Annotated in this window: 15 protein-coding genes; 6 read left to right on the top strand and 9 right to left on the bottom strand. The window is 64.1% G+C overall.

The genetic code is table 11. The features are described from left to right. Positions 1-55 precede the first annotated feature (55 nt). From X907_RS12970 to X907_RS13000, 7 genes are all read right to left on the bottom strand, one after another. Positions 56-1,261: an aminotransferase class V-fold PLP-dependent enzyme gene (locus tag X907_RS12970; protein WP_127568673.1), complete on the bottom strand. Its 1,206-nt coding sequence runs from the start codon at positions 1,259-1,261 to the stop codon at positions 56-58. After that, the gene (kynB, locus tag X907_RS12975; protein ID WP_127568675.1) at positions 1,261-1,905 is read right to left on the bottom strand and encodes an arylformamidase; all 645 of its coding nucleotides are present in this window, start codon (positions 1,903-1,905) and stop codon (positions 1,261-1,263) included. The genes X907_RS12970 and kynB overlap by 1 nt, the downstream gene beginning before the upstream one ends. 122 nt (positions 1,906-2,027) lie before the next feature. Continuing rightward, positions 2,028-2,804 carry a glucose 1-dehydrogenase gene (locus X907_RS12980; protein ID WP_127568677.1) on the bottom strand — a complete coding sequence of 259 codons (777 nt, stop codon included), beginning with the start codon at positions 2,802-2,804 and terminating at the stop codon, positions 2,028-2,030. A gap of 83 nt (positions 2,805-2,887) precedes the next feature. Next, a complete protein-coding gene (locus tag X907_RS12985; RefSeq protein ID WP_127568679.1) occupies positions 2,888-4,960 on the bottom strand; it encodes an alpha/beta hydrolase family protein in 2,073 nt (690 codons plus the stop codon). 84 nt (positions 4,961-5,044) lie between these two features. After that, entirely contained in the window at positions 5,045-5,275 is a 231-nt protein-coding gene (locus tag X907_RS12990; protein WP_233352388.1) for a YdcH family protein, read from the bottom strand. Positions 5,276-5,376: 101 nt separating this feature from the next. Then, positions 5,377-5,871 (bottom strand): TIGR02444 family protein, encoded by a 495-nt coding sequence (locus X907_RS12995; RefSeq protein ID WP_127568681.1) that lies wholly within the window; start codon positions 5,869-5,871, stop codon positions 5,377-5,379. Next, positions 5,871-6,497: a UbiX family flavin prenyltransferase gene (locus X907_RS13000; protein ID WP_127568684.1), complete on the bottom strand. Its 627-nt coding sequence runs from the start codon at positions 6,495-6,497 to the stop codon at positions 5,871-5,873. The genes X907_RS12995 and X907_RS13000 overlap by 1 nt, the downstream gene beginning before the upstream one ends. A gap of 97 nt (positions 6,498-6,594) precedes the next feature. On the opposite strand from X907_RS13000, the gene X907_RS13005 reads away from it, so the two are divergent. The 4 genes from X907_RS13005 (at position 6,595) to X907_RS13020 (ending at position 9,799) form a co-directional block, all read left to right on the top strand. Beyond that, entirely contained in the window at positions 6,595-6,765 is a 171-nt protein-coding gene (locus X907_RS13005) for a YdcH family protein (protein ID WP_127568686.1), read from the top strand. Positions 6,766-6,946: 181 nt separating this feature from the next. Continuing rightward, the gene (locus X907_RS13010) at positions 6,947-7,831 is read left to right on the top strand and encodes a tetratricopeptide repeat protein (protein ID WP_233352391.1); all 885 of its coding nucleotides are present in this window, start codon (positions 6,947-6,949) and stop codon (positions 7,829-7,831) included. 36 nt (positions 7,832-7,867) lie between these two features. Next, positions 7,868-8,686, top strand: a complete 819-nt coding sequence (locus X907_RS13015; RefSeq protein ID WP_127568688.1) for an SDR family NAD(P)-dependent oxidoreductase — start codon at positions 7,868-7,870, stop codon at positions 8,684-8,686. Positions 8,687-8,704: 18 nt separating this feature from the next. Continuing rightward, positions 8,705-9,799, top strand: coding sequence for an alpha/beta hydrolase (locus X907_RS13020; protein WP_127568690.1), 1,095 nt, complete (start codon positions 8,705-8,707; stop codon positions 9,797-9,799). A 3-nt stretch (positions 9,800-9,802) separates the two neighbouring features. Here X907_RS13020 and X907_RS13025 read toward each other — a convergent pair whose 3' ends face one another. Further along, positions 9,803-10,474, bottom strand: coding sequence for a DUF1013 domain-containing protein (locus X907_RS13025; protein WP_127568692.1), 672 nt, complete (start codon positions 10,472-10,474; stop codon positions 9,803-9,805). 189 nt (positions 10,475-10,663) lie between these two features. Further along, positions 10,664-11,650, bottom strand: a complete 987-nt coding sequence (locus tag X907_RS13030; protein ID WP_127568694.1) for an NAD(P)H-quinone oxidoreductase — start codon at positions 11,648-11,650, stop codon at positions 10,664-10,666. A gap of 125 nt (positions 11,651-11,775) precedes the next feature. On the opposite strand from X907_RS13030, the gene X907_RS13035 reads away from it, so the two are divergent. Both X907_RS13035 and rcdA read left to right on the top strand, forming a co-directional pair. Further along, a complete protein-coding gene (locus X907_RS13035; RefSeq protein ID WP_127568696.1) occupies positions 11,776-11,967 on the top strand; it encodes a DUF1192 domain-containing protein in 192 nt (63 codons plus the stop codon). Positions 11,968-12,115: 148 nt separating this feature from the next. Continuing rightward, positions 12,116-12,652, top strand: a complete 537-nt coding sequence (gene rcdA, locus X907_RS13040; protein ID WP_127569528.1) for a protease adaptor protein RcdA — start codon at positions 12,116-12,118, stop codon at positions 12,650-12,652. Positions 12,653-12,849: the final 197 nt, after the last annotated feature.

Raw genomic sequence — 12,849 nt, forward strand, 5'->3', positions numbered from 1 at the left:
CCAGCTTCCCTTGAAAGGCACGGGCTTGGCAAGGGCTGAGCCATGCCGGTCCGCCTCACGTCACCGCGTTGCGCTTGCCAAAGCGCGGCTCGGAGAAGCGCCCTGACTGGATGATCTCCACCATGATCTGCCCCGCGTTGAATACCTGCGCGTGGGTCAGATAGAGCGGCGCGAAGCCGAAGCGCATCACGTCCGGCTCCCGGAAATCGCCGATCACGCCTTCGGCAATCATCGCCTGCACAACCGCATAGCCGTCCTCATGGACGAGGCTGACATGGCCAGCGCGCTGCGCTGAAGGCGGCGAGATCGTCTCAAGACCGAGCGGCGCGATGGCCGCCAGGAAGGTGTCGCCGAGCGCGCGGGCCTTGGCCTCCACCTGCGCCATATCCAGGCCCTCAAAGGCGCTCAGCGCCCCGTGGAGCGCGCTCATGGAGAGGATGGCAGGTGTGCCCGCAGCAAAGCGGGAAACGCCTGTAGCGGGCTTGTAGCCATCCTTGAAGGCAAAGGGCGTGGCATGGCCCATCCAGCCCGATAGCGGCTGGGCGAAGCTCTCCACTACATCGCGGTGGCAGTAGACGAAGGCAGGCGCGCCCGGCCCCCCATTGAGATATTTGTAGCCGCAACCCACGGCGTATTTCGCGCCATCGCGCTCCAGCTGCAGGCCCACAAGACCCGCCGCATGCGACAGATCCCAGATGATCGTCCTGCCGAGCCGGGCGGCCTCGCGCTCTTCTGCCGCGATGTCGACCTTGGCGGCTGTCTTGTAATGCACAGCGCTCCTGACCAGCACGTCATGTCCGTCGGGCAAGCCCGCCACGCCCGCACCCGGCTCGATCAGGGTGAAGGGTGTGCCCGACAGGCGTGCCAGCCCCTCCATCACATAGCCATCGGTCGGGAAGTCCCCGCGCTCCACCGCCACGCCCTTCGCCCCGCCCATGACGAGACCGGCGGCCAGCTTGAAGAGATTGACCGAGACGGAATCGCCCGCGATCACGCTTGTCTCGTCGACGCCGATCAAGCGGGCAATGCGCGCGCCGGTGCGCAGCGGCAGCCCCATCCAGTCAGCGCTGTTCCACGAGGCGATGAGGTCATGGCCCCACTCTGCTTGCGCCGCTTTTGTCAGCGCGTCGAGCGCCGGACGCGGGGGCGGGCCCAGCGAATTGCCATCGAGATAGATCACGCCCTGCGGCAGATCGAACAGCCTGGCCGTATCGGCAAACGGGTCATTCCGGTCCAGCGCGCGCGCATCATCGAGTTGCATCAGCTCAATTCCCTCAAGACCGCCCTCACCGGCGCAGCATCCAGCCCGGCGAGCTTCAGCGGCAGGGCTATCAGCTCGTAGCGTCCCTCGGCCACATCATCCAGCACCAGCCCTTCAAGAATGCGCATGTCATGCGCGGCCACGCGCTTGTGCGCATCCATGGTCTTGGAGGTTTCGGGATCGACCGAGGGTGTATCCACCCCGATGAGCACCACGCCGACAGAGGCAAGATAATCGATGGCGTCAGGAGAGATGGCCGTGAACTCGCTCTCCCATGTCTCTTGCGGGGCCTGCCGCCAGGTGCGGATCAGCACGCGCTCCGGCACCGCCTCCCCGCAGACCCGGCTGAGCTGCAGCTCGACGGCAAAGCGCGTCACGACCGGCCATTCGCCCAGACAGTGGATCACCGCGCATTCACCCAGATACGGCTGCAGCGCGACACCGGCCATGTCCGTCCCGTCCGCCTGATAGTGCAGCGGGGCATCGGCATGTGCGCCGGTGTGAGTGGAGATGGTCAGCTTCGAGACATTGACCGGCGAGCCCTGCCCCATGTCCCAGGTCCGCTCGAACTGAACCGGCGTATCACCCGGCCAGACCGGCAGGCCGGGACGGATGGCAGGGGAGATGTCGATGATGCGGGTCATGAAAGCTCACCATATGTGAACTCCCGGCCGAACGTCAGTGAGAGCCGGGACCTCGGGCAGGAGAAGCGGGACCAGACCCCGGATAGCCCTCCGGGCTTCCGGGGTTTCAGCGTAACACGCCCCTATAACGGCCCCCGCGCCATGATGCCGCCATCGATGACAAGGCACTGGCCGGTCATGTAGCTGGAGGCGTCGCTGGCGAGGAAATGGATGGCGGCGGCCATGTCTTCGGGCTGACCGACACGCTGGAGCGAGAAATTGCGCTTCATCATGTCATCAAGGCCGGGATTGGAGGTCAGCGCGCTGGCAAGCTTGGTCTCGGTCAGGCCCGGGCAGAGCGCGTTGACGCGCACCTTGTGGCCGCCTGCTTCCTGCGCCAGCACCTGCGTCATCGAGATCACCGACGCCTTGGTGATGGAATACACGCCCTGAAAGAAGCCGGGGCGCAGACCATTGACCGAGGCGACATTGACGATGGAGCCGCCGCCTGTCTCCTTCATCATGTGGATCGCGCCGGTCGAGAGGAAGAACGGCCCCTTCACATTGACGTCGAACGTCTTGTCGAACGCGTCTTCGGGCGTGTCTTCGACGGGTCCGAAATAAGGGCTGGTCGCGCCGTTATTGACCAGAATATCGAGCCGGCCCTCTTCCTTGCGGATGGCTTCCAGCGCCGCGTCACGGTCCTGCGCGCTGCCCAGATGCAGGGTCATGGCGCGCGCCTTGCCACCCGCTTCACGGATTTCAGAGGCCACGCGCTCGCAGTCTTCAATCTTGCGGCTGGCCGCGATCACAATGGCGCCATTGCGCGCCAGACGCTTGGCCGCTGCCTCGCCAATACCCCGGCTGGCACCCGCAATCAGCGCCACCTTGCCGTCCACGCGCAAATCCGTCTCGGTCATGTTCCGGTCCCCTTATGATTTTGAAAATGCCTGCCACCGCCCGTTCGGAGACGCGCGGCGGCAGGAAATATTGGCGGCTCTGGCTAGTCAGCACCCAGAAGCGCGTCGTAGTCGAGCTCCGAAGACGGGATTTCCCCGCCCGGCCCTTGCAGATAGTGGCGCATCCAGCCCATCAGGCGGTGGGCATAGTCAAACTGCGCCGCCGCATTGCGCAGGCCATGGCCCTCGCCCGGATAGGTGACAAGGCGCACCGGCGCCTCACCGGCCAGCTTGAGATAACGGTAGAGGATATAGCCCTGCGACGGGGCCACGCGCGTATCCACCTCGCCATGCATGACCAGGGTCGGCGTGGTCGAGCCGTGCGCATGCATGATCGGGGAATGCTCGAAATACCACTCCCAGTTCTCCCACGGATAATGGATGAAGTGGACATCGACCATTTCGACCGGGATGTCGGTATTGCCCATGAAGGAAACGAGATCGGTCAGCGCCACGAACGGCACGGAAGCGGCGAAATGCTCGCTGGCGACGGTTGCGCCCCAGGCGGACGCAAACCCGCCATAGGAGCCACCGGTAATCCCGACGCGCGCAGGATCGATCACGCCCTGATTGGCGAGATAGCCGACGCCATCAACAATATCCTCGAACTCCTCGCCGGGAGGGTTGAGGTGATCAAGCTCGATAAAGGCAAAGCCGCGCCCGGTGGAGCCACGATAATTGGGATAGAAGACGGCAAAGCCTTCGCCCGCCCCGATCTGGCCGGGCCGTGAATAGCCGGTCAGCCAGCCATTATGGTCGTGCGCTTCCGGCCCGCCATGAACGACCGCGATCATCGGCCAGCCATTTTCAGGGGCCTCGCCTTGCGGGGTGATGAGCACGCCTTCCACCTCGACGCCGTCACGCGCCGTCCAGCGCACCACGCGCTGCTCGCCGAGTGTGCGGTTTGCCAGCCAGGGATTGAGGTCGGCCCAGCGCGCCGGGGCTTCACCCGGGCGGGCCACATACACGTCACGCGGATGGGAGGGGCTATCGGCCACGAAGGCGATTTGTCCGCTATCACCATCAAGGCTCAGCGAGTGGGCGACATAGCCGCCATGGGCTTCGCGTGACACTTCCTCACCTTCGGGCGTGTACACAACCCAGGCACTGTCCTGACGTACATGGGCCAGGGCGAGGATCTGCCCGTCATGCCATTCAAAGGTGCGGATATGCTGTTCGGCGTCAGGGGCGATCTGGATGTATTCGCCGCTCTGCACGTCCGCGACATGGATGGTGCCGGCCGTTGAGTCAGAGCGGTTGATCGCCGCCAGGAAGGCAAACTGCGATCCGTCCGGCGAGAAACGGCCGGTATCGATCTTGCCCGGTGTTTCGACCGTGCTGATCACATCGCCGCTTTGCGTGTCCACGAATGACCAGCGCTGTTCCATCATGGAATCGTCAACTGATGGCGTCGGGGCGAGCGTCACCGCAAGGGTTGATCCGTCCGCGCTCAGCTGAATGGCCGAAGCATGGCCGGCCAGAGCCAGCGGCTCGGCCGCGCGCTCATTATCGCCCAGCCCTGCCCGCCAGACATAGGAGACCGGCTGGTTTTCCTCGTAGACATTCGCCCGGAAGCCGCGCTCGCGCAGCGCGCTGGTGTCCGGCAGGTTCGGGTCGCGGCCAATGAAATAGATCGAGCTTGCGTCCGCCGACAGAAGATAGCCCTGCACGCCCGTATCCGGGTGATAGAGCCGTTCCGGTTCACCACCTGACAACGCGACCCGGTAGAGCGCAGGGCGCTCATCGCCCTCACGGCGGGCCATGAAGGTGACGCTCTCGCCATCGGGATGCAGCGCAACAGCGCTGATCGTATTGTCTCCGGCGACCAGCGCGCGCAGTGCGCCGGGTGCATCGGCGGCATAAAGATGCAGGGACGGGGCGCCATCACTGTCGCCGGCGCGAATATCGCGCGGCACCGACACGGTGAAGGCAAGCTGTCCGGTGGCGGGGGCGATCAGCACCTGCCCCGCCTGACGCAGCTCGAACAGATCGTTGATGGAAACGCTTCTGGCCTCGGCCTGTTCCTGCGCCAGCGCTGGCGTCATGGCGGCCGGTACGGCGATAAACGCGCTGGCGATCATGGCCGCCGCCAGCCGGTGTCTGAGACGCAAAGTCATCGGGTTAGCCTCCCTGCAATCTTGTCGTTGCTGGAAAGCTAAAGCGGCAAAGCGCCCGCGTCGAGCTTCAGGCCGCAGAAGGCATCAGGCGATAATGTCGGGATTGAGCTGATCTTCGAGCGCAAAGATCATGTCCTTGAGCATCAGCTTGCGGCGCTTCAGCCGGACCAGCTTGAGCTGGTCCACCACGCCGCATTCCTGTGCAGCACGCACTTCAGCGTCCAGCGCGCGGTGTTCACGGCGCAGCTCGGCCAGCTTGGCAACCAGCGCATCTTCGTCCAGATCACCGAACATTCTCAGCCAGACACCTGTCATTGGTTGCAACCGGCCAGCCCGGCCGGGCTGGCTGTGATTGCCAATACTTGGACATGACCCACGCCCCTCCGGCATGGCCACCGGGACACGGGGCGCGGACATTACCCTTTTTCGCGCGCGGAGAAAATGGCTTCTTTGAAGCGCGTGACCGGCGCGTCCGGCGCATAGCGCGCGCGATACCCGTCCAGCGCAGCCGCCGCCACATCCGGCCAGTCCGCAGCGCCGGAAAGGGCGGGCGTATCAACCGCCTGCAGCATGGTCTGGGCGATATGTTCTGCGGCCAGCTCGGCGCCGAGAACCGATTGACGCAAAGCCTGCGCAGCCTCTGCCGGGACCGGCGGACGCGGCGCCTTGAGCCCATCACGTACGCGGCGCAAGGGCCCGACCGCCAGCGCGTGCCAGTCACCGGCAATACGCACGGCCTTCTCAAGTGCGGGCAGCGGATCACGCCCCTGCCCGGTGCTCCAGACAATCCAGAAAGCGATATTCACGTCCAGCCCGGCATCCTGCAGCGCCAACGCGGAGCGCTTCACAGGCTCGTGCGCGTAGAGCGCTACGGAGAAATCCCACAGGCTTTGCCCATGCGTGCCGTGCATCAGTTCTTGCCCTTGCGGGCTGCGCCGGGCCGCTTGCCCTCCTTGAGGTCCTCGCCCCAGCGCCGGGTCGGTGTCCAGTCGAGCCCGAACAGGTCCAGCGCCCGGCCCACTGACTGGTCCACCATGTCGTCCAGCGTCTCAGGTTTTGCGTAGAAGGCCGGCAAGGGTGGCATGATGATCGCGCCCATTTCGGTCAGCTGCGTCATGGTGCGCAGATGGCCCAGATGAAAAGGCGTCTCACGCACCATCAGCACCAGGCGGCGGCGCTCTTTCAGGACCACATCAGCGGCACGCGTCAGCAGGCTGGACGTCACGCCGGTGGCGATCTCGCTCATCGTCCTGACAGAACAGGGCGCGATCAGCATGCCAAGCGTCTGGAACGAGCCTGAAGCGATCGGTGCGCCAATATCGGGAAACGCGTAGGTGTGGTCTGCCCGCGCTTTGATGTCGGCAGCCTTCAGGCCCATCTCATAGCCCAGCGTCATCTCGGCGGCCTTGCTGGCCACGACGTGGGATTCCACGCCCAGATCACGCAGCGCTTCGAGCGCGCGCATGCCGTAGATAACACCCGACGCACCCGACAGTCCGACAATCATCCGCTGCGGCAAGGACTTGGGTTCAGACATGGGAAACCCTTCCGCAACACGGACAGTTTTCACCATTGCTAGAGGGGGGTGTTTGATGTTTCACTTGTCATCCTTGATCCAGCGAAGGAGGCTAAACATGCCAGCTGAAGCGCGTATCCGTGAGCTTGACCAACGTCACACGCAACTGGAAAATCGCATTGAGCAGGAGCTCAAACATGCTTCCGCAGATACGCTGCAACTCGCAGACCTCAAGAAACAGAAATTGCGCCTGAAAGAGGAAATTGAAAGCCTCCGGCGCCGACATTGACGCATTTTGCGGCAATTCACCACATGACCGAAGGGCGGACCATGCATGGTCCGCCCTTTTTCGTGATGCTGGCAGAAGCGTATCGGCTGACGGCACATCCCTGCCCGCGCGCATGGACCCGGCCAGCCTGCCATGCGTATCATGCAAGGCACAGACACAGAATTTGCCCGGATGCACCGCCATGCTGAACCTATGCCGCGCATTTTGCCTGACCGCCCTTATGGCTCTGGCCGGCCACGCCCATGGCCAGCCCGCGCCTGCCGGCCAGCAAGGCTCCAACCCCTGCCCTGACGCCAACGAGGCGATGGCCTCCGGCGATGCTGAAGCCGCTGTCGCGGCGCTGCGCGCATGCCTGTCAGCCCGGCTTCATCCCTGGCAGACCGAGGCCGAGCTGCGTGTGCGTCTGGGAGCAAGCCAGCTGGCGCTTGGCGAGAGTGAGGCTGCGCTCTTCACCTATAATCAGGTGATCGCGCTTCTGCGCGACAATGGCGGCAATACCGATATTCCCATCGTACGGCGCAATCGCGCCGTCGCCCTGCTGCAGCTCGACCGCGCGCAGGAGGCATTGGAAGACCTGCTGATCGCGGAGCGCGGCATGCCGCAGGACGATTTCGTCCACATCCTCCTGGGTGGCACCTATATGGAGCTGGACCGCGGCACCGAAGCGATAGCCGCCTATGACAATGCGATACGGCTGGCGCCAGACGCGCCAGGTGGCTGGATTGGCCGCTCTGCCGCCTTTATCGAGCTGGAGCTCATGGACCGGGCGGTGGAAGACGGACGCGAAGCGGTAGCGATTGCGCCCGATGAAGGGTCGGCCCTCAATGCGCTGTGCTGGGCGCTGGTAAAGGCCGAACGGGCAAGCGAAGGCATGGATATATGCTATGCCGCCGTCGAGGCTGAACCGGACTCTGGTGCCATCATCCACTCCCTCGCCGCAGCCCTTGAGCAGATCGGTGAGGATGAGGAGGCCTATCCCCTGTTTGCCCGCGCCTACGAGCTGGAGCCGGACAACACCACGATTGCCGGCGATTATGCCCGCGTGAGCGCCGCGCGCGGCGAGTAGCACACCTCACCTATCCTGATACGGGGAGTACACCGCATGGCCGGTTCGGAACGCGTTGCCATCATTACCGGGGGAGCCACCGGCATTGGCGCTGCCTGCGCACGCCGGCTGGCCGACGAAGGCGTAAGGGTGGTTATCGCCGACACCGACAAGGCCTCGGGCGAGGCGCTCGCCAATGATCTTGCCGCTGCCAAGGGCCGCGCCCTGTTTGTGAGCTGTGACGTTTCCGACAAGCTGTCCGTCGCCAACCTGATGGCCGAGACCCTGTCGGCCTTCGGCCAGCTGGACATCCTCGTCAACAATGCCGCCATACTCGCCAGAGGAGACATACTCTCGCTGGAGCTGGCCGATTTCGACAAGGTGCTGGGTGTCAATCTGCGCGGCGCCTTCCTGGTGGCGCGCTCTGCTGCACGCCAGATGACCCGGCAGATCGAGGAGGAGGACACGCGCGCCGAGGATGCCCGGCGCCGCTATGCGATCGTGAATATGAGTTCGATCAACGCCGTCGTCTCGATTGCCGACCAGCTTGCCTATTCCACCTCGAAAGGCGCGCTCAGCCAGATGACCAAGGCGATGGCGCTGTCGCTGGCTCCCTACGGCATCCGCGTGAACGCCATCGGCCCCGGCTCGGTGAACACCGATATGCTCCGAGGCGTCAATGAGGACAAGGCTGCCATGGACGCGATGCTGTCGCGCACCCCTCTTGCCCGGATCGCGGACCCGGACGAGATCGCCGCCATTGCCTGGTTCCTGGCGTCAAAGGAATCCAGCTATATCACAGGCACCTGCATCTATGCCGACGGCGGCCGCCTCGCGCTCAACTATGTGATGAAGCGCGAGGACTACGAGGACTAGCGGACGAGGAGCCAGCCCATGGACCCCCTCCTGATAGCAGCACTCGCCACCCTTCATCTCGCGGGGCAGCCCCTGGGTGTGCAACCCCTCGACGACGAAGCATGCCTTGCAACCGCCCCGCAGGGAGAGACCGTGGCGAGCCATCCCGACCTGTCCCGCCGGGGTAATGTCGTCATCTTTCGCGCCTCAGCGCCGTCCAGCGGCGACGAGGAGCCAGTGCTGGTCATCAACGGCGCCGGATCTTTTCCTGGCCTTCACACCGCGCAGGGACATATCGCGTGCATCGTCCTTCCTGATTTTGACCGTGCCACCTTCGAGTACACCTTTGCACCGCGCTCCGCTCCGCTTGACGGGGAATATGTCGGCCCGGACCGCTATGACGACATTCGGCTGTACACATCCCGCACCGCCCCTCACCGGTATGAGGAGCATGTGCTGGACAGCATGAACCTGAATGCTGAGCGTCGGGTATTCGTCTATATACCGACTGACGGGCAATGCGCTGCGAGAGGCGGCTGCCCGGTGGTGTTTACGGGCGATGCAATGGCCGCCGACAGGTATGGCGCCACTATCGACGCGCTGGTCAGCCGCGGCATCATTGAGCCTGTAATCATGGCTTCGACCATGCTTGATCCAATGCATCGCCGTACGGAATATGCGCGGTTGAACGAAAGAAGCCCGGCCAATCAGGTACGTTTTGACGCCCACGCCCGGTTTTTCGCCGAGGAATTCATTCCATGGGTGGAAGACAATTTCCAGGTGTCGGACGATCCAGCACATCGTGTATTGTTTGGCTTCTCAGCCTCAGCCGACTTCGCGCTGGCCATGGCAGAAGCTATGCCAGAAAGCTTCGGCAGCGTGCTGGCGGCGTCTCCGCCCATGAACATGCCGGTAAACGTCCGGCCGGATGATCAGGGCGCATGCCCAGACGTCATTATCCGATACGGCTCCTGGGAGGGCGGAATAGCCACCGGCATACGCGCTCACGCCGACGCGTCAAACGCATGCATCCACTTGGAAGAGACGCCGGCGGGCCACGCCCGCCAGCTCGCTACAGAGATGCTTGTCCGCTTTCTGACCGCGCGATACGGCGTACAAGATTACGAGGACTAGTAACTAGTCCTCGTCGCCGTCCTGCGGGGCGCTCTTGCCGAACAGCTCGTCGAGCGTGGTCGGGCCGCTGGAAGCGGGCGCCGTCTCTTCGGCGGGCCGGAGCACGTCTTCCTCAACCTTCACCGTACCGGCTTCTTCCATTTCCTTGCGGCGCTTGGACGCCTTGCGCACCTGCTCGTCGAGATCGATCTGGCTGCAAAGGCCCAGCGAAACCGGGTCGGTCGGCTTGATATTGGCCGAGTTCCAGTGCGTGCGCTCGCGCACGGCCTCGATCGTCGTCTTGGTCGTGCCGACCAGCTTGGAGATCTGGCCATCGGTCAGTTCCGGGTGATTGCGCACCAGCCAGGCGATGGCGTCAGGGCGGTTCTGACGGCGGGAGAGCGGCGTATAGCGCGGACCCTTCTTGCGCGCGGTCTCCTGAAGCTCGGCGTATTTCGGACGCGTCGCCTGCATGCGGTAGGCGGGGTCGCTTTCAGCCTTGGCAATCTCTTCCGAGGTCAGCTGGCCACCCGCAATCGGGTCCGAACCGCGCACACCAGCGGCCACGTCACCATCGGCGATACCCTTCACCTCCAGACGGTGCAGGCCACAGAAATCAGCAATCTGCTCAAAGGACAGGCTGGTATTGTCGACGAGCCAGACGGCGGTCGCCTTGGGCATGAGAATGTCGGACATGGCAATAGGCTCCTTGTCGAGGGGGATGCGCCGGAGACAAAAGAAAACCCGGCGCGGTCCGCCGGGTTTCGGTCGATCCGACCCGCCAAGGCTGGTGTCGGTGACACCTGATATCAATGACGGGATTTGACCCGCTTATAACGCGTGTGCGCCCGCCTTGAAAGAGGGTTTTCCTGACAGCTGCGCGCCTTATGGCACGAGCAGTATCTTGCCCGCATGCGCCATGGAATCCATGCGTTCATGAGCCTTCACCGCGTCGGCCAGCGCAAAAGTGGAATCGATCAGCGGGCGTACCTTGCCCGCCTCCACCCACGGCCAGACATGGGCGCGTACAGCCTGTGCCAGTGCAGCCTTCTCGTCATCGGAGCGCGCCCGCAGCGTCGACCCGGTAAGGGTCTGGCGTTTCAGCATCAGCCCCATCAGATCCACCTCCACCCGTGAACCTTTCAGGAAGGCGATCTGCACCAGCCGGCCAAAGCGGTTCAGCACGGCCAGATTCTTCGCCACATAATCCCCGCCCACCATGTCCAGGATCACGTCCGCGCCACCGGACGCCTTCACGCCCTCCACCCAGTCGTCTTCGCGGTAGTTGAAGACATGGTCCGCGCCGAGCCTGCGGCAGGCCGCGCACTTGTCCGGCGTTCCCGCCGTCGCCATGACGACAGCACCATGGGCCTTGGCCATCTGGATCGCCGTGGTGCCGATACCGCTCGAGCCGCCATGCACCAGAAAGCGCTCGCCGGGTTTGAGTGCGCCAGCCTCGAACACATTGGTCCACACGGTGAAGACGGTTTCCGGCAGGCCCGCAGCGGTGATGAGATCAACACCCTCAGGCACCGGTAGCACCGAACCTGCGGGCGCACGCGCAATGTCGGCATAGCCGCCGCCCGCCACCAGCGCACATACGCTCTGGCCGGTATCAAACCCGCTCACCCCTTCGCCAATCGCCAGCACCGTGCCGGACACCTCCAGCCCCAGCCCTTTCGGTGCGCCCGGCGGTGGCGGGTAGAACCCCATCCGCTCGATCACGTCGGGCCGGTTCACGCCCGCAGCCGCCACACGGATCAGGATTTCACCGCGTGCCGGCGGGGCCAGCGTGATCTCCTCCACCCTCAAGGCCTCCGGCCCTCCGGGCTGCGGCGCGGTAACGATGCGGGTCGTGAAAGCTTCATTCATGGCCGATTATCCGTATCCGCACACAATCGGGGGCGCATGCTGTCCCGGTTTGCGCTATTGTGCTGTCCATAGTGACGGTAAGACGCTGCGTTGTGCAGCCCCGGACGACAGGGAGGTGATCGCCCATGTTTGACGAAGAACTGCCACGTGCCAAGCGCCCGGCCATTACACCCGGCGAAGATATTTCAGCCCTCTCGGTTGCCGACCTGCACGCGCGCATCGAGACGCTGAAAAGCGAGATCACCCGCGCTGAAGCCATGATTGGCCACAAGCAGGACAAGCTGGGGGCCGCCGAAGCCTTCTTCAAAAAGGCCTGATTATTTCGGCAACTGGCCCCGGCCTTGCTAGTATCGGGGACAAACAGGCATGCTGCGTCCCGATATGGGCAAGGCATAAGCTGCACAGATTAACGCCGCGCCGGGTATGGGCGGGGCATTTGCGTGAGGGACAATGGGCGTGATGGACATGGACACCGGCAAGTCCGGCTCGAACGGCGCGGCCAGCGAAGCGGCCATCCGGGTCGCCGATTTCGCGGCCTCCGAGCATTTCAGCCGCCTGTTCCGCGAGGGCATGGACCTTGTCGAGGAAACCGCCAGCTATCTGGACGGGCCGGGCCGGGATGACGCCAAGCGGCTGGGCCGCGCCGGCGCGCTGGCCTATGCGGCTGAATCCATGACGCTGACGACCCAGCTCATGCAGTCGGCTTCCTGGCTTCTCACCCAGCGCGCGGTGAGCGAAGGGGAGATGACGCCCTTTGAAGCTGCTGGCGAGAAATACCGCCTCGGCGGCAAGACCCATACGCGCGAAGGCATGTGGCCGGCGGGCGATGATCCTTGCCCGCCCCGCCTTGGCGATCTCGTCGCCCGCTCGCAGAGCCTGCACGAGCGTTTGAAGCGCCTTGATGACAATCTCTTCCGCGAAGCACCCGGCGGAGCGCCGGGCCGTAACCCGCTCGCCGGACAATGGTCGGCGCTGGAAAGCGCGTTTGCAGGACGGGGTTAAGCAGGGCGGTATTTTCTTAAGCCTCAAGCGCCGGCGGCGGCATCCGCCGCCTTGGCTATCCTCGCTTCGCTGCGGGCGCGCGGTCGCGCTTGCGGCGCTACGCGCCGGGGTGACAACAAGCCCCAAATCCTCCCCCTTCGTCATTCCAGAAAGCCCGTCAGGGCTTATCTGGAACCCAGTCATTCATAAAAATCTGG

The sequence above is a fragment of the Glycocaulis alkaliphilus genome (assembly GCF_004000605.1).
Classification (GTDB): domain Bacteria; phylum Pseudomonadota; class Alphaproteobacteria; order Caulobacterales; family Maricaulaceae; genus Glycocaulis; species Glycocaulis alkaliphilus.